The organism is Alteromonas pelagimontana (assembly GCF_002499975.2).
GTDB lineage: Bacteria > Pseudomonadota > Gammaproteobacteria > Enterobacterales > Alteromonadaceae > Alteromonas > Alteromonas pelagimontana.
Map to the genome: position 1 here is coordinate 3490565 of NZ_CP052766.1, position 25352 is coordinate 3515916.

Genomic DNA, 25352 nt, shown 5'->3' on the forward strand with positions numbered 1-25352 from the left:
CAGGAGGCTTTGTGACGGTTGAAACGTTTGTACCCAATGCGTCGGTCATTTCGCTGACAGACAGTGCAAGAAAGCATTTTGAGAAAAAAGTTGCTGATCGCGATGGTCAGTGGATTCGATTTTCTACTCGCGTTAGTGGTTGTACGGGTTACGCTTATGTCCTGGATTTTGCTGACCGCCCGGAAGACTCTGATGAAATTGTGAAAGTGAGCGATAAGCTTTCTGTCGCAATTGCCAAAGATGCGGTTCCTCTTGTACGCAACACCGAGATTGATTATGTCAAAGAAGGCGTTAACGGCATTATTAAATACAATAATCCTAACGTGGTTGACGAATGCGGCTGTGGTGAAAGCTTCAATATCAGTGCATAGAAGGTAATCATGGAGCAGAAAATGGTGGTCACCGAGCGTGACTGTACCGCAAGATTAGTGCCGGCGGGCAATGTTACTACCATTCCTGAAGGGGAGTTTGTAACGATCACTCAGGAACTGGGCGGCAACTATACTGTCACCTGGCGCGGTAATATGTACCGCATTGATGGAACCGATGCCAGCGCAATTGGCCGTAAGGCAATGACGTTGGATTTTGAGTCTCCCGAAGATGGCTCTATCAATGAACAACAGGTGTGGGATGCGCTGGAAACGATTTTCGATCCTGAAATTCCGATCAATCTCGTATCTTTAGGCTTAATATACAAAGTGGACGTAAACCAGCAAACGCAGGAGGTCAATGTAAACATGACGCTTACTGCTCCGGGGTGCGGCATGGGGCCGGTGTTGGTGGGCGATGTGGAATATCGGGTTGGCCTGGTGCCAAACGTTCGCAAAGTGAATGTTGAGCTGGTTTTCGATCCGCCTTGGTCGCGGGATATGATGAGCGAAGAAGCGCAACTTGAAGCAGGTTTATTTTTCTAATCGTAAACAGGATGACGCATGCAACTGCCAAATAGCCAGGAAATCGTAGATGATTTGGCTTTTTTTGATGACTGGGAACAACGCTACCAATATATTATTGATCTGGGCAGGTCGATTCCAGGTCTTGCTGAAGAAGATAAGACGCCAGATCGGTTGGTAAAGGGCTGTCAAAGCAGTGTCTGGATGATTTCTCGTATCGAAGGCGGACACTTGAAGTTTGATGTTGATAGCGACGCAGTAATTGTTCAGGGATTGCTGGCATTAGTCTTGGCCGCGTACAATAATAAAACGCCTAAGCAAATTTTAGATTTCGATATTGACAGCTACTTCGCGGAACTGGATTTAGAAAGGCACATTACGCCCACCCGCGGCAATGGGTTACGTGCTATTGTCGCGAAAATCCAGCTATTGGCGCGCCAGTCCATAAATTAATTGCCTGGCGCTGATCTGTCGTACGGTAAGGTGACAACGGTAGTAAATACATACTTCAGCGGCAGCAAAAATAGCCACTGGTCAAGTAGCTGAGAATTGCCTATAATTCGCGGCCAAAATTTATAAGACTTAATTCGGAGACAGGAAGATGGCTCTAGAGCGCACTTTTTCAATTATCAAGCCAGACGCAGTAGCAAAAAACGTTATCGGCGCAATCTACAATCGTTTTGAAACTACTGGCTTGCGCATTGTAGCGTCTAAAATGCTACATTTGAGCAAAGAGCAGGCTGAAGGTTTTTACGCAGAACATAAAGAGCGTCCTTTCTTTGGTGCATTGGTTGATTTCATGACTTCTGGTCCAGTAATGGTTCAGGTGCTTGAAGGCGAAAATGCCGTAGTGAGAAATCGTGAAATTATGGGTGCAACTAACCCTGCTGACGCAGCAGCTGGCACGCTGCGCGCTGATTACGCAGTATCTATCGATGAAAACGCGGTTCACGGTTCTGATGCACCAGAATCGGCGGCGCGTGAAATCGCTTATTTCTTTTCTGAAGAAGAAATCTGCCCTCGCACTCGTTAATTTAAACGGTTGCGTAAAAAAGGAGCTTTCGAAGCTCCTTTTTTTTGTTGCTGTATTTTCGCTCAGCGTTAACGCATATTCAGCGAAGGCGTCATCGACCCCAAAAATCTCCCCAATGCTGCTATCTAGTCTCGGTCCCTGCGGTGTAAAAAGTTGACTGACTGAGCCGGACTGCCTGCTGACAAGACCTTCATCTCTGTTCTTTTCAAAGCTTTCAGCCCAGTTTTGATCGGCAAGCCATTGCTGCAGTTTGTGGTGGTGATCCTGGCGCGTAAGGATATCCGAATCAAAAGGAAGATAAAAAGACGAACAGGTCACAATATCTAACACAAAACCAGCGTGTCAGGGAGTTTGTCCTGCTGTTAAGTCACGTTTTCTCAGCGTGCGCACAGTGCAAGCAAATTATTGTATCGCGGGTGGCGTCAAAACTGCCGAAATTGTTACAGATAAACGCACGATTTCAGGTTGTAAAGCCATCAGAACTCTTATAATGCCTGCTTTCTATGCGCATCTGCCTATGGTAAAATCTGCGTCCAAAAATTGTGCAGTGTACAGTCATTTAAGAGTGTCACTCAGGCAAGTGTGGCCACAGCTATGTTGTTGTCATTGAACTTCTGATAATTTTCAACGCCAGAATGGAATGTCGTTAACGTGTTTTTGCCATGGCAAAAGCAGAGTTGATATAGGGCTTTGATGAACTTATCGCACGCATTTCTTAAGTAAAATTAGAGTAAGGTCGTTGATGTATGACAAAGATTAACCTGTTGAATCTTAATCGCGAAGGGTTACGCGAGTTCTTCCACGAGATTGGTGAGAAGCCGTTTCGCGCTGATCAGGTTATGAAGTGGATTTATCAGCAAGGAATAAGCGATTTCACGCAGATGACCAATTTGAACAAAAATCTGCGGGCTAAGCTAATTGAAAAATGTGAAGTGAAAGCGCCCGAAATTGCTTATTTTCAGGAAGCCAGCGATGGCACTATTAAATTTGCTTTAGCGCTGGAAGGCGGGCAGGAAGTCGAAACTGTGTGGATCCCCGAAAGTGACCGCGCTACCCTGTGCGTTTCCTCGCAAGTGGGTTGTGCGCTGGAGTGTACCTTTTGTTCTACGGCGCAGCAGGGTTTTAATCGTAATTTGAGTGTCAGCGAAATTATCGGTCAGGTATGGCGGGTAGCGACTCATCTGGGGTTGTCCAACGACACGAGTAAACGCCCTGTTACCAACGTGGTTATGATGGGCATGGGCGAGCCTCTACTGAATCTTAAGAATGTTGTACCAGCCATGGATATTATGCTGGATGACTTAGGTTTTGGATTGTCGAAACGACGGGTCACGCTAAGTACTTCCGGGGTGGTTCCAGCGCTAGATAAGCTTGGCGATCAGATTGATGTGGCGTTGGCGATTTCCTTGCATGCGCCCACGGACGAACTACGTAATGAAATTGTTCCTATCAATAAAAAATACAATATAGAAACCTTTTTAGCGGCGGTAAGACGCTATTTGAGTAAGTCTCGCGCTAATCAGGGCAAGGTAACTGTAGAATACGTCATGCTCTCGCACATCAATGACAGCACCGATCAGGCGCATCAGTTAGCTAAAGTGCTAAAAGAAACGCCCTGTAAAATCAACCTTATTCCGTTTAACCCTTACCCCGGCTCCCCATATACCTGTTCCAGCAACTCTCGCATTGACCGTTTTTCCAAAGTGCTGATGGAATATGGGCTAACGGTGGTTGTTAGAAAGACTCGGGGAGATGATATTGATGCCGCCTGCGGGCAGTTGGTAGGGGATGTGGTCGACCGGACAAAAAGATTATTGAAAAAACAGATGAAGGGCGACGCAATATCGGTAAAAATGGCGCAATAATCAGATGACGACCAGAGGTAGGAGACGATGCGTTTAGGCGTTATAGCATTGGTGGTGTTTCTCACGGGATGCGTCAGTCAGTCATTGCCTGATAACTTTCCCGGCAGTGATAATTTCGATATGCAAGAAGCGGCAAAAAGTCGGATTTCACTGGGGCTTACGTACCTTACAAACGGCAACTATCCTCAGGCCAAAATGAACCTCGATAAGGCGCTGGAGTTTGCGCCCCGTCTCGCCGACACTCACTATGCTCTGGCGTATTATTATCAGACTGTAGAGGAAGCCGGTAGAGCAGAAGAATTCTACAATAACGCGCTAAAGCTTGATCCCAGAAACGCGGATATCGCGAACAGCTATGGTACGTTTTTGTGTCAGCAGGGACGTTATAAAGACGCGACGGAGTATTTTTTAAAGGCGATTAATAATAAGTCGTACGCTGGTTTTGCTGAGACTTATGAAAACATGGCGTTGTGCGCCCGCGGGCAAGGAGCGAATGATGATGCTATTGAATATCTGCAAAACGCATTAAATCACCAGCCAACAAGAGCAAAGAGCCTTTTTTTACTGACTGAGCTGTACATTGATACACAGCAATGGGATAAAGCTCAACAGACATTGCGAAAATACGATAAGGTGGCAAGAGTCAGTCCTGAATCCATTGGAATGGCAATGGATATTGCCGAAGGAAAAGGCGACCTGGCGACAGCGCACAGCTATGGCGAAATGCTGATCACCATGTATCCTGACAGCGCATTAGCCAAAGCCTATAGTAAAAAAAGGGCAGAGCAGAGCGATAGGGAGCAAAAAATGATTCGCCGCGCAAAACCGCGTGCGAATCATAATGCCCCTGCCCAAGCCTTGGATGAGACGGAATTGCCTTCGCCAGGCCCTGCGCCAGAGCCAGCACAAGTTGCTATCGCGTCGGTGAAGAAAAAGTCGACGTTGAATTCGGACAATGACCGTAAATCTCTTTACCATGTCGTAGAATGGTCTGAAAATCTTTATCGTATTTCGGTAAAGTACAATATTAAAATGACATCCTTGCAAAGCTGGAATAATCTTCGCGATGCGGGTGATATCCATACTGGTATGAAACTGTGGCTAGTCCCACCAGAGCAACGGAATAATTAGGTAGTTTGAATGAGTTCAGAAGACACCAAGGTGGAAGCGCAAGAGCAGAACGTAGAAACAACCTCGGCAGTAACGCCAGGTAAAATGCTACGTGCTGGGCGCGAAAGGCTCGGGTTGAGCCAGCAAGATATGGCCGACAAACTGTTTTTACGCCTTTCGAATATTCAGAGTCTTGAAGCTGACCAACTGGATGATAATACGTCTATTACCTTTACTAAAGGTTACGTGCGGATTTATGCGAAAAACGTCGGTATTGACGACAAAAAAGTAATTGAAGAATTCGAAAAGATACATACTGCACCTAAGCAGCCTGCCAAACTCCAGAGTTTCTCCAAACGCGTAGCGAAGCAGGCTCATGATGATCGTTGGATGATGGTGACATGGATCATTTTGCTGCTGTTGGTAGCCGGCGTCGTTGTGTGGTGGTATCAGCAGGCTGATGATGACAGTTTAGCCCAGGCTCCCCCTGCGCCAAATACGACTTCCGAGCGCAGCGCTACGGGCCAGTCTGCTTCACCAAGAAGCGAGTCACAGACCTCCGAAAATAGACCAGTTGCAACGCCGGCTGTGCGTTCCCAGTCCGCCGAAGGGCTGGTAGAAAGTGCTCCAGTCGAAGCGGGCACAGCAAATGCGAATCCCGTGGATGAAGACGATGCAGCTGCAATAGCGAATCAGCAAGCTGATGCTCCAGCAGCCCCTGCTGATGAAAGCGAACCAGAAGCGGGTGAAACGGCTGAAGTGGTATTTACCTTTGGAGCTGATTGTTGGGTCAATATTGAAGACGCCACAGGCGAAGCTATTGCTTATGGCGTAAAGCAAGCGGGGCGGGTGATGAATATTTCTGGTAAAGCGCCGTTTGAAGTCACCTTGGGCGCACCCGATAACGTTACCATCACCTACGAAGGTGAAAAAGTCGATATTTCCTCCTTTCAAACAGGCCGTACTGCCCGCTTCACGCTTCCAATGTAGGAATAACCATGTTTGCTGAAAGTCCAATCAAACGTAGAAAATCGTCTCGAATTTATGTAGGTAAAGTCCCCATAGGCGACGGTGCTCCTATAGCAGTGCAATCTATGACAAATACTCCTACCACTGATGTGGAGGCAACCGTGGCACAAATACGACGTATTGTTGCCGTCGGCGGTGAGATTGTTCGTGTGTCCGTGCCTACAATGGATGCGGCAGAAGCGTTTAAACAGATTAGAGCGCAGGTACAGGTACCGCTGATCGCAGATATTCATTTTGATTATCGAATTGCCTTGAAGGTGGCGGAATACGGTGTCGACTGTCTTCGTATAAATCCGGGAAATATCGGGAATCTAGAACGGGTACGGTCGGTAGTGGATTGCGCTAGAGACAAAGGTATTCCCATTCGGATTGGCGTTAACGGTGGTTCCTTGGAGCGCGATCTGCAGGAAAAATATGGCGAGCCCACGCCAGAGGCTTTAGTCGAGTCGGCCATGCGGCATGTGGATATTTTGGACAAGCTTAACTTTGACCAGTTTAAGGTCAGTGTGAAAGCGTCTGACGTTTTTCTGGCAGTGGGCGCGTATCGGCTGCTGGGAGCAAAAATTGATCAGCCACTTCACCTCGGCATCACCGAAGCCGGCGGACAGCGCGCCGGTGCAGTAAAAAGCGCGGTGGGGCTGGGGATGCTGTTAGCAGAAGGAATTGGCGATACTATTCGAATTTCGTTAGCAGCTGATCCTGTGGAAGAAATTAAGGTGGGTTTTGATATTCTTAAGTCACTACGTATCCGCTCCAGAGGTATCAATTTCATCGCTTGTCCAAGTTGTTCGCGTCAGGAATTTGATGTTATTACTACCGTTAACGCTCTTGAGCAGCGTCTGGAAGATGTGCTTACTCCCATGGACGTATCAATTATCGGTTGCGTTGTGAACGGCCCGGGAGAAGCTGAAGTGTCAGATTTAGGATTAACCGGCGCGCGTAATATGAGCGGCTACTACGTTGACGGCAAACGACAGAAAGAGCGTTTGTCGAACGACGATCTGGTGGCACAGTTGGAAAAGCGTATACGGGCGAAAGCCGCGCTTCTTGACAGCGCCAACGCTATTCCCGTTGCCATTAAAGAGTAAACGTCGCTGACTCTGTCAGTATCATTGTTGTTTATCCTTAAAGCCCCTATAATGCCGGGCTTTTATTCAATAGCAGTATGAGATCATCAGGTGGCTAAAACAATCCAGGCTATTCGAGGAATGAACGACTGTCTGCCCGAGGTGTCCGGCACCTGGCAGTACGTCGAGTCTACATTGCGTGATGTGGTAGCCAGTTATGGTTATCAGGAAATCCGCACTCCTATCGTAGAAAGCACAGAATTATTCAAGCGTTCCATCGGCGAAGTGACAGATATCGTTGAAAAGGAAATGTATACCTTTGAAGATCGTAACGGTGACAGCCTTACTTTGCGCCCGGAAGGGACAGCCAGTTGCGTGCGTGCCGGTAATGAACACGGCCTGCTTTATAACCAGCAGCAACGTTTATGGTACATCGGACCTATGTTTCGGCACGAGCGCCCTCAAAAAGGTCGCTATCGTCAGTTCCACCAGTTTGGCGTAGAAGCTTACGGCTTGTTGGGCCCGGATATCGACGTGGAAGTTATTTTGCTAAGCGCCCGGTTATGGAAGGCTTTTGGCATTAATAACCATGTAAAGCTACAGATTAATTCGTTAGGGTCAAATGAAGCCAGACAGGCTTACCGCGAAGCGCTGGTTGATTATCTTAAAGCGCGCGCTGATAAGCTGGATGAAGATTCCATACGCCGGCTGGAAAGCAACCCACTGCGGGTTTTAGACAGCAAGAATCCGCAGGTTCAAGAGGCAATTACTGATGCCCCCTCCTTGCTGGACTATCTGGATGATGAGTCGAAGCAACATTTTTCACTTTTGTGTGAACGATTATCGCAAGCGGGTATCGAATATGAGATTAATCCTCGATTGGTGCGCGGGCTCGATTATTACAACCGCACAGTCTTTGAATGGGTGACAGACAGCCTAGGCGCTCAGGGAACGGTGTGTGCCGGCGGGCGTTACGATGGCTTGGTGGAACAACTTGGCGGTAAAGCAACGCCAGCAGTCGGATTTGCTATGGGCATAGAACGACTGGTGTTGTTACTGACTACGCTAAGTGATGAAGAACCGGATAACAGTGCTGCAGATGTCTTTGTTACTGCGCTAGGTGACAATATTGAAAGCTATGCACTGACAGTCGCCGAACGTCTTCGAGACCTTCAACCACAGTGGCGAGTCATGTTGCACTGTGGCGGCGGCAATTTAAAAAAGCAATTAAAGCGTGCTGATAAAACTGGTGCCAAAGTGGCATTGTTGTTAGGGAGTGAAGAAGCCGAACAACAGCAGGTTACGGTTAAACCGTTGCGCGGTGATCATGAGCAAATAACCGTTGAACTTGGTGCGCTGAGTGACACCATCTCATCAATGCTGGATTAACAAATGACGCCGCTGCCTGTCAAAAGTCGCGGCCAGGAAACGTTTTAGAGGTAAAGCAATGGAACAATTCGCGACAGAAGAACAACAAGTCGAAGCGATAAAGCGGTTTTGGAAAGACCACGGTACTGCCATCATCGTAGGTGCGGTAATTGGATTAGGCGCGCTGTGGGGCTGGCGCTATTATTCACAGACGCAGATTGAGGCACAGGAAAGCGCATCAACGCAGTACCAAACTGCTATTGAAGCCGTAGAGCAGGAAAATGGCCTGAGTACGATTGAGACCTTTATCAAAAATAACGAAGCCACGGGTTATGCGCACATTGCGGGTTTGGTTGCGGCGCAACAAGCTGTGGAAAATGGTGACTTAGACACCGCCGCTTCACATCTAAAAACGATTATGACATCGGCAGATTCTCATATCGCGACTATTGCAGGTTTACGTCTGGCGCGGGTACAACTTGAGCTTCAACAAGCTGATGCGGCTCTTTCTACGCTTGATAAATTAGACAACGACTCTTTTGCAGCAGAAATTAATGACGTGAAAGGCGATATTTATGTAAGCCAGCAGAAGTTTGATGATGCACGTATGGCTTATACCAGTGCTTTAGAAAAGCGCAGTAACGACCGTTTACTGCAAATGAAGTTGGACAACCTTTCTGTAGCCGCTGGCTCATAAATAGACGAAGAGGTAGCTGATTTGTCACGATTAACGTGTGGCCGTAAAGGTCGAATGACACGCGCTTTAACATTGGCGCTGGCTTTGTCAGCAACATTGTCAGGCTGTTCCACGGTTTCAGGCTGGTTTGCAGACGAAGATGAATTGGAAATCCGTCAGTTGAAGCCGATTGAGGAACAATTTAAGCCTAAGGTAAACTGGGATAGAGATATTGGCGACGGTATCGACGACTATTTCTCACGTTTACGTCCGGTTTTTGCTAACGACAAAATTTATGTGGCAGATCGTCACGGTGACGTTGCAGCATTAAATCCTGAAAATGGCAAAGTTGTGTGGGAAAAGGACTTTGCAATTTTTCACGATGAGGGATTTCTATCTTCAATTACCCGGCTTTGGGCCAGCGGTGAATCGGCCCGAATTGGCGGCTTGAGTGTTTATGGCGATAAGGTATTTATAGGCACTGAAAACGGCGCAGTCATGGCGCTGAATGCTGAAAACGGTGAGGTTATCTGGGAACAATCGGTGCCTGGTGAAATTCTTGCTTCTCCAGCACAGGATGAAGGAATTTTAGTTATTAATACCGGTTCTGGTGTTCTGTTTGGCTTGAACGCCGAGACTGGAGAACAGATCTGGCAACATGAAAGCGATGTGCCGCCGCTAACGTTACGCGGTATATCTGCGCCGGCTGCCGCTAATGGAGGTGCATTAGTTGGCACCGCCACAGGTAAACTGCAGGTAAATATACTGGAATCAGGTTTGCTCGCGTGGGAAACCGCAATAACGACTCCTGCCGGAGCGACAGAGTTGGAACGTATCGTCGACGTGGATTCCGCACCTCTTCTTTATGGCGGAATCGTTTATGCGGTTTCTTATAACGGTACACTGGCCGCAGTGGAATTGCGCAGTGGCCGGGTGATATGGAAGCGTGAATATGGCTCGTATCGAAACGTAACAATGAACGATAACACCATATTCGTGGTGGATAACAAATCCTTTATTTACGCGCTGGATCGCCGCAATGGGGTTGAGCTGTGGTCACAGGGAGCGCTTAAACAACGTTCTCTTACGGCTGCTGAACCGATTGGGAACTATATCGTAGTAGGAGATAAATGGGGCTTTCTTCATTGGGTTAATCAGGAAACTGGTAAGGTCGAAGCGCGTTTGGATTTAGGCGGGGATGACGAAGATGAAGCCATTTACGCGGCGCCGGTAAAAGTAGGCGATGCTATTGTCACCATTACCCGTGACGGCACTGTTGCTTCTATAACAACGCCTCAATAATCCCAATGGTGTACTGACGCCACTGACGATAACAGGTATAATCAACTTCTATTTATAGCTGGCCGCGTTTATACGCGGCCAGCTTGTTCATGTTCAAACAGATTTAGGACTACACGCATGTTGCCTGTTGTTGCACTCGTGGGAAGACCCAATGTAGGGAAATCCACACTCTTTAACCGTTTAACCAATACCCGAGATGCGCTGGTAGCTGATTATCCAGGCCTTACGCGGGATCGACAATACGGTCAGGCAACATATGATCAAAAGCAGTTTATCGTGGTGGATACCGGCGGCATAACCGGAGACGAAGAAGGTATTGACGCGCAAATGGCGCAACAGTCTCTTATGGCTATCGACGAAGCCGATGTGGTAGTGTTTATGGTTGATGCTCGAGCAGGCCTTATGCCCGCCGATCAGGCGATTTCCGATCACCTGCGCAAGCTCGATAAAACTGTTTTTGTTGTTGCCAATAAAGTCGATGGTATTGATGGCGATAGTGAAAGTGCCGAATTTTACTCTCTTGGTTTAGGCACTGTTTATCAAATAGCTGCTGCCCATGGGCGAGGGGTGACCCAGTTATTGGAATTGTCATTGGCGCCGCTGGCTCCTTCGTTTCCCGATATGCTGGTACAAGCTACCGATAATGAAGAAAAGCTGGATGCGGAAGCGCAACTGGAACGTCTACAAAACCTGCCTATAAAGCTAGCAATTGTGGGCAAACCCAATGTGGGTAAGTCTACACTTACCAACCGCATACTTGGGGAAGAGCGGGTTGTAGTCTTCGATATGCCAGGTACCACTCGAGACAGTGTGCATATCCCCCTGGTGCGTGATGAACGTGAATATATTCTGATAGATACTGCTGGTGTTCGGAAACGCAAAAAGGTTTCTGAGGCAGTTGAAAAGTTTTCTATCGTAAAAACGTTACAAGCTATCGAAGAAGCCAATGTGGTGCTGCTGGTTATTGATGCCAGAGAAGGTATAACCGATCAGGATCTTAGCTTATTAGGTTTTGTTTTAAACTCAGGTCGTTCTCTGGTTATTGCGGTAAATAAGTGGGATGGCCTGAACACTGACGTAAAAGATGAAATAAAACGAGAACTGGATCGCCGACTCGGATTTATCGATTTTGCGCGCATTCATTTTATTTCTGCACTGCACGGTTCCGGTGTGGGAAATCTTTTTGAATCTGTGCAGGAAGCTTATAGCAGTGCCACCAGGCGGATTAACACCTCCATTCTGACGCAGATTATGGAAATGGCTCAGGATGAACACCAACCGCCACTGGTGCGTGGTCGTCGCGTAAAAATGAAATATGCACATGCGGGAGGATACAACCCGCCGGTAATTATCATCCACGGTAATCAGGTAGACAACTTGTCAGGAGCTTACAAGCGCTTCTTAATGAACTACTTCCGCCGGTCTTTGCAAATAATGGGCACGCCCATAAAAATTGAATTCAGAGAAGGGAGTAATCCGTTTGAGGGTAAGAAAAATCAGCTGACTCTCGGCCAACAGCGCAAACGTAAACGGATGATGTCTTTTCACAAAAAGAAATAGTAGTAGCTACTACTATTTCTTTATTTTAACGCTACTGTGTAGCCATTCCCCGAAGCGTGGCCATAAACGGGGACTCTGTGGGAACGCTGATTTGCGGTAGCGCTTCTCTTACCAGCTCGTCAGAAACCCGGGGAGGGAAGGTGGTGCTAAATTTGATAATTTTGTCATGCTGCCTGAATATGTAAGTCGTCGCGAACAACGTATCGCCGTTATCTGATTCTGCGCTAATTGCCATAAACCATCCTGTTTGCTGACTGTCGTTCCTATTTACGTAAAACGGCTGGATAGGTGAGTCTATCTGCAACTGCATATCCCGAGCATTGGCAACAGTTTGTGCATCTTCAATTTCTTTGTTTAGTAGCTCCTGCAGGGAACTATCGTCTGTTTCATTCAGGGCGGTTAAAATAGGCGAAACAGTTATATCCAGCAGCGCACTGTCGTACTGCGGGTGAATGTAACGGGCAATAGCGCCTTTAAACGGATCATGATATAGCTGCGTATCAGTGCGGGTGAAAACAGCGATAGACGCAGGCATAGACATATCAGCAAGATAATCGCTGGCTTGCAGCGCTTGATATAAAAAAGACGCGCTGAAAATATCCTCTTGCTGAGCGTATTTCCACCATAAATCGAGAATATTCCCTGCCAGCTCTACGTTGACGCCATCCAAGACGGCTGCGCGATGTTCAATCATTTTACTGTTAATTTCCACTCCCCGCCACTGGACCGTGAGCTCGGTAAAATAATGACGTTGCCGTTGATAGGGCCACACATCTGCATTAAGCGAACTTAGGGTTTGCTGCCACCAGTTTCCGGTGTTAACTGTTGCCGCCTGATTGGCAATGAGTAGTTCATAATCCTGCCCTGCTGCGGAAGGAATGACTTGATCAAAAAATTGCTTTTGTTTAAGCGCCTCTACAAAATCTTCACCAGTGACCGCATCTTCTTTGCATTGAGTTTTATCGAAATTGTTAGCTTGACAGGTTCTTGCAGCAGCGGCGCTAGGATAGGTGGAAAAAACTGCCAATGGCGCATTGACATGATACCGGGAGGCAGATTTTTGCGAAGTCGACAGCGCGACATCAGGCTCGCCTCGATGCTGGCAGCCCGCTAAAACCATGAACGCTAATCCGAGAAAGACTACTTTCACAACATACCCGAAAAAATTAAGCGCGCTAGTTTGACCGATCCGGATCGCTACCACAATCATTATTTTCAGTTGGCGTAGTCTTGGGGGAATGGGTAACGTCGATAATTTGACTGGTGAGTTCGCCGTGCGCCAAGCGGGTGCGAATTTGCTGCCCCGGTGCTAATGACGCCGTGCTGGTAACAGGATTGCCGTCTTTAAATGTTATGCTATACCCTCTTGCCAACGTAGAAAGCGGGCTCACAGATTGCAGTAACTGTACCTGCGACGCCATACGCTGCTGCTCATATTTTAACTTACGCTGCATAGCCACGATCAGGTGGTTGGCGGCGTACTGTTGGCGATTCTGAAGTTTCTGTAACTTAGCCGTGGGATCAAAGCGGGAAAGGCGACTGAGCGCCTTATTTTGACGCCGTTCAGCGTTCACAAGGTAACCGCCAATAGCATGATTGAGGGCAAGCTGCAGTCGGTCCAGGCCTTGCGATTGGGCTTGCAGTCTGGCCGAGGGGTGCACTGATTGTAGTCGCTGTTGCCCGACATACAACCGATGGCTGGTACTTTGAAAAATACTCTTCCAGCTACGCAAAAGCGATTGTGAAAGTTGCTCTATGCGATCTTTTTGACTAGCCATGTCCTGACTAAGAAGCTCGGCGCCTGCCGATGGAGTCGGTGCGCGTAGGTCTGCCGCAAAATCAGCGATGGTGACATCAATTTCATGTCCTACAGCACAGACAACGGGCAGGCGAGAAGCGGCAATGCAGCGGGCCAGTGCTTCGTTGTTAAAGCTCCACAAATCTTCCAGAGAACCGCCTCCCCGCGTGAGCAGTATGACATCCACCTCGCTACGTATGTTCGCGGTATTTAACGCGTTGATAAGTTGTGCCGGAGCCGTACTTCCTTGCACCATGGAAGGATAAATAATGACTTCTGTGGCAGGACTACGACGCTTTAACACTGTTAATGCATCGTGTAAGGCAGCGCCGCTGGAGGAGGTAATAATGCCAATTCGCCGAATAAACGTAGGAAGGGGGCGCTTTCTGGCAAGATCAAAAAGGCCTTCGGCATTCAGCCTTTCTTTCAGCGCGTCGAACTCCTGTTTTAACTGACCTTCGCCACCGCTTTCCAGGTGCTCTACGACTAACTGGTAGTCACCTCTGGGCTCGTAAAGCCCAACCGACGCCCGCACCAGTACACTATCGCCTTCTTTCGGCCGCTGACGAATATTGCGGTTGGCAGTTTTAAACATGGCTGCACGAACCTGTGCTTTGTTGTCTTTGAGCGTGAAGTACCAGTGACCTGAAGCGGCACAGACAAAATTTGAAATTTCCGCTGACAGCCACACTAGCCCCACTTCGCTTTCCAGAATAGTTCTGGCGAGGCGATTGAGTTTGGTGACCGTAAGAATCTGGCGGGATGTACCTGGACTTGTATAGAGCATTTCAAAAAATCTTAGTGATTAATACGATTAGAGTTTACCTGATTATCAAAAAACACTACAATTGCGCCGCAATTAACCCTTTATTTAACAGGTGTTGTTGCATGCTCCGAATCCTTCAAGAAGCTCTTACGTTCGATGATGTGTTGCTGGTTCCCAGCCACTCAACAGTTCTTCCTCATACTGCCAATCTCCGCACTCGGTTAACGCGTGATGTGACATTGAATATTCCCATGGTCTCTGCGGCAATGGACACGGTTTCTGAAGCTCGTTTAGCCATTGCGCTGGCGCAAGAAGGCGGTATAGGTTTTATTCATAAAAATATGCAACCAGAAGAGCAGGCCAAGCACGTTCTTGAAGTTAAAAAGTACGAAAGCGGTGTAGTTTCTGATCCCGTTACTGTTGGCCAGAATGCCACGGTTGGTGAGGTCATTGCAATGAGTAAAAGACTGGGCTATTCCGGTTTTCCTGTTACCGACAATGAAAATAACTTAGTCGGTTTGGTGACTGGTCGGGATCTGCGGTTTGAAAATCGCTTAACGCTTCCTGTTCATAAAGTTATGACGCCAAAAGAACGACTGGTTACGGTAAAGGAAGGAGCCAGCTCTGAACAGGTATTGGAGTTAATGCACGAACACCGAATTGAAAAAATTCTGGTAGTGGACGATGGCTTTAAACTTACTGGTCTCATTACCGTTAAAGATTTTCAAAAGGCAGAAAATAAACCTAATGCTTGTAAAGATTCATTAGGTCGTTTGCGGGTTGGCGCTGCGGTGAGTGTAGGCCCGGGCACTGATGAACGTATTGCTTTACTGGTAGAAGCCGGTGTTGATGTATTATTAATTGATACCTCTCATGGTCATTCTCAGGGTGTTATTGATCGGGTCAAAAAAGTGCGTGAAGCCTATCCCGATTTACAAATCATTGCCGGTAACGTAGCGACTGGCGACGGCGCTAAAGCGTTGGCCGATGCCGGTGTAGATGCGGTGAAAGTGGGCATTGGCCCCGGTTCAATCTGTACTACGCGCATTGTAACAGGGTGTGGTGTGCCACAAATTACCGCAGTGAGTGATGCCGTTAGTGCTTTAGAAGGAACGGGTATTCCCGTCATTGCTGACGGTGGTATTCGTTTTTCCGGCGACATTGCCAAAGCGTTGGCGGCAGGTGCCAGTTGCGTCATGGTGGGAAGCATGCTGGCCGGCACAGAAGAAGCGCCCGGTGAAGTTGAACTATACCAGGGCCGCTATTATAAATCTTATCGTGGAATGGGCTCGTTAGGTGCGATGAATCAAAGCCATGGTTCATCCGATCGCTATTTTCAGGATCCTAACAATGCAGAAAAGCTGGTGCCTGAAGGCATTGAAGGTCGAGTAGCGTACAAAGGTCCGATAGCCAATATTATTCATCAGCAAATGGGCGGCTTGCGTTCCGCCATGGGCTTAACCGGTTGCCCGACCATTGACGATCTACGCACCAAGGCCCAGTTTGTACGTGTTACTTCTGCCGGAATGGGCGAATCCCATGTGCACGATGTCAGCATAACCAAAGAAGCACCTAATTACCGTTTAGGATAACTGCAATTTCTGCACGTCTTTTAAGGCTGGTTAATGACCAGCCTTTGTATTTTTTTATACGGATAAACACATGACCACGAACATACATGATCAACGCATCCTTATCCTGGATTTCGGTTCTCAGTACACCCAGTTGATTGCACGGCGCGTGCGGGAGATAGGGGTTTATTGTGAACTATGGGCCTGGGATGTCACAGCAGAGCAGATTAAAGAGTTTAATCCGCAGGGGATCATTCTTTCTGGCGGCCCAGAGTCGGTGACTGAACTAAATTCGCCTCGTGCGCCTCAATATGTATTTGACGCAGGTGTGCCGGTACTGGGTGTGTGTTACGGCATGCAAACCATGGCCGAGCAACTCGGTGGCGGTGTGCTGGGATCAGAAGACAAGCGTGAGTTTGGTTATGCGCAGGTGGAAGTAATTAAACCCACCCCGCTGTTTGACAAAATAGAAGATCATATTAACAGCAATGGTAATGCGTTGCTGGATGTGTGGATGAGTCATGGTGATAAGGTGTCGGCAGTTCCGGAAGGTTTCGAGACTATTGCGCAAACGTCCTATTGTCCCCACGCGGCTATTTATCATGCAGAGAAGCGATTCTACGGCGTCCAGTTTCATCCCGAAGTGACACATACTTTGCAGGGGCAGCGTATATTATCGCAGTTCGTGATGGATATCTGTGGTTGCGAAAAACTTTGGACACCGGGCGCCATCATTGAAGATGCCATTGAAAGAATGAAGCAACAGGTAGGCGATGACGAAGTGATTCTTGGCTTATCTGGTGGCGTAGATTCTTCAGTAACCGCAATGCTGTTGCATCGTGCAATTGGTAAAAATTTAACCTGTGTGTTTGTGGATAATGGTTTGCTGCGTTTGAATGAAGGTGCGCAGGTTATGGAAATGTTCGGTGACCATTTTGGGCTGAACATCATCAAAGTTGATGCCGAAGATCGGTTTTTAGATGCATTGGCTGGCGAAGAAGACCCGGAAGCCAAACGTAAAATTATCGGCGGCGAGTTCGTTAAAGTATTTGATGAACAAGCAACTAAACTCGCCAATGCGAAGTGGCTGGCGCAGGGCACTATTTATCCTGATGTTATAGAATCTGCCGGATCGGCGACTGGTAAAGCCCACGTCATCAAATCCCATCACAATGTAGGCGGATTGCCAAAAGAAATGAAAATGGGGCTGGTTGAGCCGCTGCGCGAGTTATTTAAAGATGAAGTTCGCAAAATTGGGCTGGAGTTGGGGCTACCGTATGACATGTTGTACCGCCATCCATTCCCGGGACCAGGCTTAGGCGTACGTGTATTAGGCGCTATTAAAAAAGAGTACTGCGATCTGCTGCGTCGCGCGGATGACATCTTCATTCAGGAACTTCATAAAGCCGAGCTTTATCATAAAGTGAGCCAGGCCTTCACCGTGTTTCTGCCGGTACGTTCGGTAGGGGTAATGGGAGATGCTCGCAAATATGACTGGGTTGTATCTCTGCGCGCGGTTGAAACTATCGACTTCATGACTGCACACTGGGCCCATTTGCCTTATGACTTTTTAGGTAAGGTGTCTAACCGCATTATCAATGAGATTAATGGCATTTCTCGCGTGGTCTACGATATTTCCGGGAAACCGCCGGCGACGATTGAATGGGAATAACGGTTAGTTATTGTTGATTAGCATTTGTTCTTAAATAAGAAAGCCGGCGCGAGCCGGCTTTCTTGTCTTAAACCCTTTTGTTCTTAGTCTTTGAGCGCAATATCCTATGCACGCTTAAGATCAAAACGATCATTGCGCATTACTTTGACCCAGGCTGAAACGAAGTCGTTAACAAACTTTTGTTTAGCATCGTTAGACGCGTAAACTTCAGCAACAGCACGTAATTCGGAATTGGAACCGAAGATAAGATCGACTGGTGTTGCTGTCCATCTCAGCTCGCCACTCGCACGGTCTCGCCCTTCGTACAATGAAGCGTTATCTGCTGATACATTCCATTTGGTTTTCATGTCCAGCAAGTTAACGAAAAAGTCGTTGCTCAACTGCCCGGGCTTATCGGTAAATACGCCATGGCTAGAGCCATCGGCATTCACATTCAATGCACGCATACCGCCAAGCAGCACTGTCATTTCAGGTACAGTAAGAGAGAGCATGTCTGCCTTATCTACCATTAACTCCGCCGGTGAGCGAGTGTTTTCCTGCGCGTAATAATTGCGGAATGCGTCAGCTTTTGGCTCAAGAACCGCAAAAGATTCTACATCTGTCATTTCCTGGGATGCATCCATTCGGCCAGGTGCAAAGGGAACTTTTACGTCTATTCCCGCTTGCTTGGCGGCTTGTTCAATACCAGCTGCACCACCCAGCACGATCATATCTGCCAGAGAGACCTTCGTTTTACCGGATTTACGGTTAAACGATTGTTGAATCGATTCCAGTTTGCTTAATACTTTCGCAAGCTCGTCTGGATTATTAACAGCCCAGTCTTTCTGTGGAGCCAGGCGAATTCGCGCGCCATTAACGCCACCACGCATGTCAGTATCACGGTAGCTTGCTGCCGCACCCCAGGCTACGCGAACCAGCTCCTGAACGCTCAGGCCAGAATCAAGAATTTGCGCTTTGAGTGTCTCAGCCTGTTTTTCGCTGATCAACTTATGATCTACCGCAGGGATAGGATCCTGCCAAATCAAATCATCTTTTGGAATTTCAGCGCCCAGATATCTTGCTTTAGGCCCCAAATCACGGTGATTAAGTTTGAACCACGCTTTGCCAAACGCCAGCTCGAAATCTTCCGGGTTTTCCTGAAAACGCTTCGCGATTTTACGGAATTCAGGATCTTCTTTTACGGCAAGGTCAGTAGTAAACATAATGGGCGCATGACGCTTACCTTTAATGTGCGCATCGGGTACCAAAGAAGCAGCTGATTCAGCAGTGGGTATCCACTGGATTGCCCCAGCCGGGCTCTTAGTTTGTTTCCATTCAAAACTGAAAAGGTTGTCAAGATAGTTAGTTGTCCATTGGGTAGGTGATACTGTCCATGCGCCTTCCAAACCGCTGGTCATGGTGTCTTCAGCATTGCCTTTTCCGCATTTGTTCTTCCAGCCTAAACCCTGATCTTCCAACGCCGAAGCGGCAGGTTCTTTACCCAGACAATCAGAAGGTTTTGCGCCATGCGCTTTACCGAAAGTGTGACCGCCTGCAATGAGCGCAACAATTTCTTCATCATTCATGGCCATACGACCGAATGCTAAACGGATATCGCGGGCGGCTGCTATTGGATCGGGGTTGCCGTGAGGGCCCACCGGGTTCACGTAAATCAAGCCCATTTCAGTTGCAGCCATGGGGCCTTTCAGATTTCCTTTATCATCACGGCGTTTGTCGGTAAGCATTTCCTGCTCTGGACCCCAGTATACGTTGTCCGGTTCCCACTCATCGACACGACCACCGGCAAAACCATAGGTTTTAAAGCCCATATCTTCCAGTGCTACGTTACCTGTCAAAGCCATTAAGTCGCCCCAGGAAATGCTGCGACCGTATTTTTGCTTAATTGGCCACACCAGTCGGCGTGCCTTATCAAGACTGGCATTATCTGGCCAGCTGTTTAACGGGTCGAAACGTTGTTGGCCACCGCCAGCGCCACCACGGCCGTCAATGGTGCGGTACGTTCCCGCTGCGTGCCATGCCATACGAATAAAGAATGGGCCATAATGTCCGTAGTCTGCTGGCCACCATGGCTGCGACTGCGTTAACACCTTACGCAGATCCGCTTTGACGGCTTCAAGGTCGAGTTTTTCAAACTCTTTAGCATAGTTAAAGTTGTCGTAGGGATTCGATTCACTGCCGTGCGCCCGCAGTTGAGAAAGATTCAGTTGTTCAGGCCACCAAAAGGAATTAGCTTTGGCCGATTCACCCACTACAGGTGTATCGTTCTGGGATGTTGATGCCATTGCAACCGGTGCGAGAGCTATCGCAACTGCAGCCACTAATGGCAATACTCTATTTTTCATTTTTGTTGTTCTCTCTGAGTGTAACAAGGTGTTATACCGCTTTGCAGTGACCGTTATCACTGTCAATGGGTATCATTCGGCGAGGAAGATTATTGGCTGCAGGGACAATAATAGAAAACGAGGAATTCCGATTGGTGTAATCAGTTTTTACGTGTTGTTATTATAACAGTGATTGGTCACGGGAAAAGACAGCGCAAAGGCGATGATGATTTGCTTTAGCGCCTGCTGATCTACGACCCGACAGCACTGAAGTTTCTGCGATAGAAGTGATCTACTTGCGGTAAGCTCAGGATACTTACTTCGAATCAAATTTCAGAAACATCGCAACATTATCGTGTTTTAAGGATTTTACAATGCTCGCATTTGGCTACAAACAAGCAACAACAGAACTTAAGGCGGACTCGCTTCAAGCCGTTAATATGTCTAATCCAGTCCCGGCAGGGCGGGATATTCTCGTCGCGGTTGAGGCTATTTCCGTAAATCCAGTGGACACAAAAATACGTAAGTCTGTCGAGCCAGCAGCAGATACTTTTAAAGTATTAGGCTGGGACGCGGTGGGCGTAGTGAAGGAAGTCGGCAACAGCGTTAGCCTGTTTAAACCTGGCGATCGGGTTTTTTACGCCGGTGATATTTCCCGCCAGGGCAGTAATGCCGAGTATCAACTGGTGGATGAACGCATTGTGGGGCGAGCGCCGACTTCTCTTTCCAATGCCGAAGCTGCTGCGTTACCACTGACTTCATTAACCGCGTGGGAGTTGCTGTTTTCCCGTCTCCAGGTACCTACAGATAGCAGCGGCGAAGGGAAAATCTTGCTGGTAGTGGGAGCTGCGGGAGGCGTCGGCTCTATTTTAGTTCAGCTCGCCCGCCGATTGACATCTCTCACTGTGGTGGGCACTGCTTCCAGAGGTGAAACCAAGCAATGGGTGAAAGACAAAGGCGCTCATTATGTTATTGATCACAATCATCCGCTGGATGAACAGCTGAAAAAGCAAGGAATCGAGAAGGTGGATTTTGTCGCCAGCCTTACTCATACCGATGTGCATTTTGAAGCGTGTGTAAATGCGTTGGCCGCGCAGGGAAGGTTCGGACTAATTGACGATCCCGGTGCTATTGATATCGCGCTATTAAAGCGCAAAAGTATTTCGTTGCACTGGGAGTTTATGTACACGCGCTCCTTATTTAATACCAACGACATGCAGGAACAGCACGACATTCTTTGTCGCATCGCGGATATGGTGGATGAGGGACAATTGACAACCACAGTAGGAAAAAACCTCGGCGAAATCAACGTTGAAAACCTGCTAAAGGCCCATCAGATTCTGGAATCTAATCGTGCGATGGGCAAATTGGTGCTGGAAGGTTTCAACCGTGATCAATCCCCGGTGCAGCCGAAAGGGTAGCGTAGCGCGTATCGCCCAAAGTTCTGACGCTACGCGCGTTCAAGTATGACAAAGGGTAATTGAATATAGCTAATGATAAGGGTGTTGTCACATTGGTGTCATATACCAGTTATCTAATGTGGGCCTTCGCTTCCCCAAGAGGTTTCCATGTTGAAGTATACCAGTATTAGTCGATTGGTAATGACGCCTGTCTTAGCGGCACTTATAATTCTTGTTCTGTTGAATGCATCCTCCATTCACAAATCGTTTTCACTGCTAAACCATTTTGATCAGTTAGAAAAAACACTTGTGACCGCCGAGCGGGATGTAAGCAAAATCCTGAGCACGTTTAAAACGCAGGTGCAGGAATGGAAAAACGTATTGTTACGTGGAAGTGACGAAGCAAAAAGGAATAAATACTGGGCAAGCTTTCAGGCACGGGAAGCAGAAATTGACTCTGCTTTTGAGGCGCTATTGTTAAATCCCAAAATCAGTGATACGGCCAGAGCTGATATTGAAAGGTTCATGCGAGCCCACCAGACAATGGCCGCAAAGTATCGGGAAGGGTACAACGCGTTTGTGGCGTCAGGCTTTGACGCAAAAGTTGCAGATAGCTACGTACAGGGAATAGACCGCGAGCCGGCACAATTACTCGCCGCTATTGGTAAGAATATTGCTGAACAGTCTCAGCAGGCGTTTGAAGATATGCGTACCGACACCCGGCAAACGCTCTGGACTATTTTGTTTGCAGCCGTGGCGCTTTCGATATTAAGCACCCTTTATGTGGTTGTCCGGTTACGTCGCCAGGTTATTAATCCCACTAAAGAAATAGCCAGCGGGCTAGCGAAATTAGCAAGCAGCCAGTACAGCGACCGAATCAGCTATTCCAGTGAACATGAATTGGGGGTATTGGCTGACTCGGCTAGAGCTATCCAAAATAAACTTCAGTCATCAGTAAACCAGCTTCAGCATGCAGAAAAAGATATGAAAAAGGCGGTTTCGACATTAGGAGAAGTGAGTGAATCGATACAGCAAGGCGCGGTAGAGCAGCATGAAACCAGCCAAACCCTTGACAGCAGCACTGACAAGCTGCGTGAAATTGTACAGAGCCTGGTGTCAATTACCGATCAGGTTGCAGTGGCAACCAATAACTCCGAGCGCAATGTGGCCAGTTGTTACGCCACCTTTGAGAAAGCGAACGAGGGATTTCGCCAGCTTGCAAACACCGTCAATCAATCCAGCGAAATAGTGAATGACTTGCAAAGCCGGAGCGCCAACATTTTAAAAGTGGTGAATGTCATTAACGAGATTGCAGATCAAACCAATTTACTGGCATTAAACGCGGCAATTGAAGCGGCAAGAGCGGGAGAGCACGGGCGCGGTTTCGCAGTGGTAGCCGATGAAGTGCGGGCACTAGCTGCCAAGACGCAGCAATCTACGCGGGAAATTAATAACATACTTACTAGCTTTGAAGCGGAAGCAAGAGGCGCAGTAACGGCAATGCAGGCAGGTAAAGCGTTGTCAGAAAGTAATGCACAGGAAGCGGGTACCGCCCTTATCACACTCACTACTGTGGTAAATGATATCAAAGAAACCTCGACAGTGGTGGTGGCACTAAACGCTGCAGCTGATGAACAGGAAGCGGTACTAAGCGATGTAGAAACGGTGATTCAAAACGTAATAAGTTCTTCAAAACGCTATCATCAATTATCTCAGCGAAACGATATTTCTCATTCAATGCAAAGTATGGCAATGAATGTAGAAAAAGTTGTTCATGCGCTAACCAGGTAATACTTATCTGCAAAGAGATGTACTCAGTCAGCGAGAAAAAGCTGCGCCGCTCGGTGGATGACGCTGCTTTAATATATGCTACTTCATAAAGAAACGTCGTTTTGGGCATACCAGAGCTAACGAATAGCCCAAATTATGAAGCAGTTGATTGGCGAGAGATCGCGAATGATTGTTAAGCGATAAGTGAAGATTTCTTAGCCGAACATCTGGAGCATGGATGCTCCAGCAGAGCCACCAGGGATGATGTTACGGCGTTTCGGATGAGCAATTTTACATATTCCTTGAGACTGCTGAATTTTTTTCATACTTGCCTGAGTGGATTGGTATTACAGAAATACAAGTTGGAACCCGACGCCAATGCGTTCCTGAGAGTGATTATAATCAATCAGGGAATCGCCATAGCCGTTAAAATACTGCAGCAACAATTCGTATCGGTCGGTGATCGGATAGGTGAGGTTAAGCTCAATACTGCCACGGTTGGTATTGAAGTTCATATTATTACGTAGCAGCGCCAGAATTTGAAAGTTTCCCAAACGCGTACCATATCCCATTTCTGCACGTCCATAATAGTTACTGATCTCAGGATTATCATCCCCAGACGGATCGTCCGGGGTCAGTTTTTCGTCTTCCGGGATACGATACCAGGCTTTGAGATAATAGATATTATCGACGTCGCTGAACAACAATGACGCAAACAGCCGATTCCAGCTTCTTGAACGAACTCCGCTTTGACCATTGGACATATGGTTAAAGCCCACCTGAAACGTGTTGAAATCGTATCCCAGTACTGAAAAGTCAGCCTCTCGCTGATAAAAAACTTCAGGCTGATAATTGGTTTCCCGAAAAGGCTTGGACGCCTGGCTGTTATACAGCTGCCAAAACGACGTGAGGGTAAAACCAAAGTACATGCCATCAACGGTCTTTTCTTCAAGATAAAGAGGAAATTTCACACTTAGTTGAAACTTGGCTTCTTTATTATCTACTGTCTGCGCCGTTAAATCTTCATTTCCTACAGTGCTGGGATCGCTGACATAAGTGATAGGCAATACAAAATTTGGGCGATGCTGCGTAATGGTAAACAGGTTGTCTATCGCATTGCGATCTGATTTAAATCTCGAACTGAGAATGCTTTCGGGTTTCTGCGGTGTTTGTTGGGCTTCGGGGGTGGTGGTGCTGTCTTCCTGAGCAAGAATGGGAGTGCTGATAATTGCCAGCAGCATCCCGGCAATGGCCTTGACTAAATATTTCAAGGGAGGAACTCCGTGTTGAGGTTAAAATTGCAACGTGTGACCTTCGGCGGCAGCAACCAGCGATAACGGAGACTCGGCGATACCGATGTAGTGGTGACAATGTTCTACCACTGCATCGATTTCCTCATCTGTTCTCTCCGGATCGTGACTATATAGTGCAAGCATCTTCGCATTACAGGCCATCGACAGTTTTACCGCTTCTTCAGCAACCGAGTGGCCCCATCCGCATTTATCTGGCATGTCGCTCATCATATACTGTGCATCATGAATAATTAGATCAGCATTGCGGGCAAAATCTACGAATGTCAGAAAGTCTGTTTCTTTTTTGTACGGCGGATATAACTCGTTATCCGTAATATAGGCAATCTTGGCGCCATTGTCTTCAATACAGTAGGCACTGCCTTTGCCGGGATGGTTCATCGGTAAGCGGCTAATTGTGGCGCTGCCAATTTTCCAGGTGTCAACATGATCAGGAAGAGGCTTTACCTGGATATTAGAAGCCAGAGCAGAGATTGGAACGGGAAACACCGATCCCTCCATCTGTTTTAGTATCTTATCATGTTCCGGTTCAGTGGTTTGTCCAGGGTTGATGATAATGGATCGGTCTTTTTGATAAATAGGGGCAAAGAAAGGGAAACCTTGAATATGATCCCAGTGATTGTGAGTCAATAAAAGATAGATTGGCGATGTTTTCTTAACCAGCATATTGCCAAGCGCTCGAATGCCCGTGCCAGCGTCGAGAATAATATCGGTGCCATCGGCCAAACAAACGTGAACACATGCAGTATTGCCTCCATAACGCACAAATTGGGCGCCTGGGGTGGGTATAGACCCCCGCACCCCATAAAAAGTCAACTGCATGTATCCCCCTGAACTGGCT

Annotated in this window: 21 protein-coding genes; 16 read left to right on the forward strand and 5 right to left on the reverse strand. The window is 47.6% G+C overall.

Annotated elements, in window-relative coordinates; genetic code table 11:
- Positions 1-11: 11 nt before the first annotated feature.
- The 12 genes from CA267_RS15355 to der all read left to right on the forward strand — a co-directional run bounded on the left by CA267_RS15355 (position 12) and on the right by der (position 11903).
- Positions 12-371 carry a HesB/IscA family protein gene (locus CA267_RS15355; protein ID WP_075610225.1) on the forward strand — a complete coding sequence of 120 codons (360 nt, stop codon included), beginning with the start codon at positions 12-14 and terminating at the stop codon, positions 369-371.
- 9 nt (positions 372-380) lie between these two features.
- A complete protein-coding gene (gene sufT, locus CA267_RS15360; protein ID WP_075610226.1) occupies positions 381-914 on the forward strand; it encodes a putative Fe-S cluster assembly protein SufT in 534 nt (177 codons plus the stop codon).
- 18 nt (positions 915-932) lie between these two features.
- On the forward strand, positions 933-1346 hold the full coding sequence (locus CA267_RS15365) for a SufE family protein (RefSeq protein WP_075610227.1): 414 nt from the start codon (positions 933-935) through the stop codon (positions 1344-1346).
- A gap of 148 nt (positions 1347-1494) precedes the next feature.
- Positions 1495-1926, forward strand: coding sequence for a nucleoside-diphosphate kinase (ndk, locus tag CA267_RS15370; protein WP_075610228.1), 432 nt, complete (start codon positions 1495-1497; stop codon positions 1924-1926).
- A gap of 746 nt (positions 1927-2672) precedes the next feature.
- The gene (locus CA267_RS15375) at positions 2673-3791 is read left to right on the forward strand and encodes a bifunctional tRNA (adenosine(37)-C2)-methyltransferase TrmG/ribosomal RNA large subunit methyltransferase RlmN (RefSeq protein ID WP_075610229.1); all 1119 of its coding nucleotides are present in this window, start codon (positions 2673-2675) and stop codon (positions 3789-3791) included.
- Positions 3792-3818: 27 nt separating this feature from the next.
- On the forward strand, positions 3819-4922 hold the full coding sequence (gene pilW / locus CA267_RS15380) for a type IV pilus biogenesis/stability protein PilW (RefSeq protein ID WP_075610230.1): 1104 nt from the start codon (positions 3819-3821) through the stop codon (positions 4920-4922).
- A 9-nt stretch (positions 4923-4931) separates the two neighbouring features.
- Complete coding sequence (locus CA267_RS15385) at positions 4932-5891, forward strand: RodZ domain-containing protein (protein ID WP_083638564.1); 960 nt, start codon at positions 4932-4934, stop codon at positions 5889-5891.
- Positions 5892-5899: 8 nt separating this feature from the next.
- A complete protein-coding gene (ispG, locus tag CA267_RS15390; protein WP_075610231.1) occupies positions 5900-7018 on the forward strand; it encodes a flavodoxin-dependent (E)-4-hydroxy-3-methylbut-2-enyl-diphosphate synthase in 1119 nt (372 codons plus the stop codon).
- Between the two features lie 90 nt (positions 7019-7108).
- On the forward strand, positions 7109-8386 hold the full coding sequence (gene hisS, locus CA267_RS15395; RefSeq protein ID WP_075610232.1) for a histidine--tRNA ligase: 1278 nt from the start codon (positions 7109-7111) through the stop codon (positions 8384-8386).
- Positions 8387-8444: 58 nt separating this feature from the next.
- Positions 8445-9062, forward strand: coding sequence for a YfgM family protein (locus CA267_RS15400; RefSeq protein ID WP_075610233.1), 618 nt, complete (start codon positions 8445-8447; stop codon positions 9060-9062).
- Positions 9063-9116: 54 nt separating this feature from the next.
- A complete protein-coding gene (gene bamB, locus CA267_RS15405; RefSeq protein WP_075610234.1) occupies positions 9117-10343 on the forward strand; it encodes an outer membrane protein assembly factor BamB in 1227 nt (408 codons plus the stop codon).
- A gap of 117 nt (positions 10344-10460) precedes the next feature.
- Entirely contained in the window at positions 10461-11903 is a 1443-nt protein-coding gene (gene der / locus CA267_RS15410) for a ribosome biogenesis GTPase Der (RefSeq protein ID WP_075610235.1), read from the forward strand.
- 31 nt (positions 11904-11934) lie between these two features.
- Here der and CA267_RS15415 read toward each other — a convergent pair whose 3' ends face one another.
- Complete coding sequence (locus CA267_RS15415; protein WP_139316258.1) at positions 11935-13053, reverse strand: hypothetical protein; 1119 nt, start codon at positions 13051-13053, stop codon at positions 11935-11937.
- A 25-nt stretch (positions 13054-13078) separates the two neighbouring features.
- Positions 13079-14488, reverse strand: a complete 1410-nt coding sequence (xseA, locus tag CA267_RS15420) for an exodeoxyribonuclease VII large subunit (RefSeq protein ID WP_075610237.1) — start codon at positions 14486-14488, stop codon at positions 13079-13081.
- A gap of 101 nt (positions 14489-14589) precedes the next feature.
- Here xseA and guaB point away from each other — a divergent pair, with 101 nt between their 5' ends.
- The gene (gene guaB / locus CA267_RS15425) at positions 14590-16059 is read left to right on the forward strand and encodes an IMP dehydrogenase (RefSeq protein ID WP_075610238.1); all 1470 of its coding nucleotides are present in this window, start codon (positions 14590-14592) and stop codon (positions 16057-16059) included.
- A 70-nt stretch (positions 16060-16129) separates the two neighbouring features.
- Positions 16130-17710, forward strand: a complete 1581-nt coding sequence (gene guaA / locus CA267_RS15430) for a glutamine-hydrolyzing GMP synthase (RefSeq protein ID WP_075610239.1) — start codon at positions 16130-16132, stop codon at positions 17708-17710.
- Between the two features lie 104 nt (positions 17711-17814).
- On the opposite strand, the gene katG is transcribed toward guaA, so the two are convergent.
- A complete protein-coding gene (gene katG / locus CA267_RS15435; RefSeq protein ID WP_232367653.1) occupies positions 17815-19992 on the reverse strand; it encodes a catalase/peroxidase HPI in 2178 nt (725 codons plus the stop codon).
- Between the two features lie 413 nt (positions 19993-20405).
- On the opposite strand from katG, the gene CA267_RS15440 reads away from it, so the two are divergent.
- Both CA267_RS15440 and CA267_RS15445 read left to right on the forward strand, forming a co-directional pair.
- Positions 20406-21452, forward strand: a complete 1047-nt coding sequence (locus tag CA267_RS15440; protein ID WP_075610241.1) for a zinc-binding alcohol dehydrogenase family protein — start codon at positions 20406-20408, stop codon at positions 21450-21452.
- Positions 21453-21599: 147 nt separating this feature from the next.
- Positions 21600-23222, forward strand: a complete 1623-nt coding sequence (locus CA267_RS15445; protein WP_075610242.1) for a methyl-accepting chemotaxis protein — start codon at positions 21600-21602, stop codon at positions 23220-23222.
- 326 nt (positions 23223-23548) lie between these two features.
- Here CA267_RS15445 and CA267_RS15450 read toward each other — a convergent pair whose 3' ends face one another.
- Both CA267_RS15450 and CA267_RS15455 read right to left on the reverse strand, forming a co-directional pair.
- Complete coding sequence (locus tag CA267_RS15450) at positions 23549-24472, reverse strand: phospholipase A (protein ID WP_232367561.1); 924 nt, start codon at positions 24470-24472, stop codon at positions 23549-23551.
- A gap of 21 nt (positions 24473-24493) precedes the next feature.
- On the reverse strand, positions 24494-25333 hold the full coding sequence (locus CA267_RS15455; RefSeq protein WP_075610244.1) for an MBL fold metallo-hydrolase: 840 nt from the start codon (positions 25331-25333) through the stop codon (positions 24494-24496).
- Positions 25334-25352 lie beyond the last annotated feature (19 nt).

Bases quoted from the DNA above. Each gene is read 5' to 3' on its own strand.
- sufT (WP_075610226.1), top strand. From the start codon at position 381: ATGGAGCAGAAAATGGTGGTCACCGAGCGTGACTGTACCGCAAGATTA.
- CA267_RS15365 (WP_075610227.1), top strand. From the start codon at position 933: ATGCAACTGCCAAATAGCCAGGAAATCGTAGATGATTTGGCTTTTTTT.
- ndk (WP_075610228.1), top strand. From the start codon at position 1,495: ATGGCTCTAGAGCGCACTTTTTCAATTATCAAGCCAGACGCAGTAGCA.
- CA267_RS15375 (WP_075610229.1), top strand. From the start codon at position 2,673: ATGACAAAGATTAACCTGTTGAATCTTAATCGCGAAGGGTTACGCGAG.
- pilW (WP_075610230.1), top strand. From the start codon at position 3,819: ATGCGTTTAGGCGTTATAGCATTGGTGGTGTTTCTCACGGGATGCGTC.
- CA267_RS15385 (WP_083638564.1), top strand. From the start codon at position 4,932: ATGAGTTCAGAAGACACCAAGGTGGAAGCGCAAGAGCAGAACGTAGAA.
- ispG (WP_075610231.1), top strand. From the start codon at position 5,900: ATGTTTGCTGAAAGTCCAATCAAACGTAGAAAATCGTCTCGAATTTAT.
- CA267_RS15400 (WP_075610233.1), top strand. From the start codon at position 8,445: ATGGAACAATTCGCGACAGAAGAACAACAAGTCGAAGCGATAAAGCGG.
- bamB (WP_075610234.1), top strand. From the start codon at position 9,117: ATGACACGCGCTTTAACATTGGCGCTGGCTTTGTCAGCAACATTGTCA.
- der (WP_075610235.1), top strand. From the start codon at position 10,461: ATGTTGCCTGTTGTTGCACTCGTGGGAAGACCCAATGTAGGGAAATCC.
- xseA (WP_075610237.1), bottom strand. From the start codon at position 14,488: ATGCTCTATACAAGTCCAGGTACATCCCGCCAGATTCTTACGGTCACC.
- guaB (WP_075610238.1), top strand. From the start codon at position 14,590: ATGCTCCGAATCCTTCAAGAAGCTCTTACGTTCGATGATGTGTTGCTG.
- guaA (WP_075610239.1), top strand. From the start codon at position 16,130: ATGACCACGAACATACATGATCAACGCATCCTTATCCTGGATTTCGGT.
- katG (WP_232367653.1), bottom strand. From the start codon at position 19,992: ATGGCATCAACATCCCAGAACGATACACCTGTAGTGGGTGAATCGGCC.
- CA267_RS15440 (WP_075610241.1), top strand. From the start codon at position 20,406: ATGCTCGCATTTGGCTACAAACAAGCAACAACAGAACTTAAGGCGGAC.
- CA267_RS15445 (WP_075610242.1), top strand. From the start codon at position 21,600: ATGTTGAAGTATACCAGTATTAGTCGATTGGTAATGACGCCTGTCTTA.
- CA267_RS15455 (WP_075610244.1), bottom strand. From the start codon at position 25,333: ATGCAGTTGACTTTTTATGGGGTGCGGGGGTCTATACCCACCCCAGGC.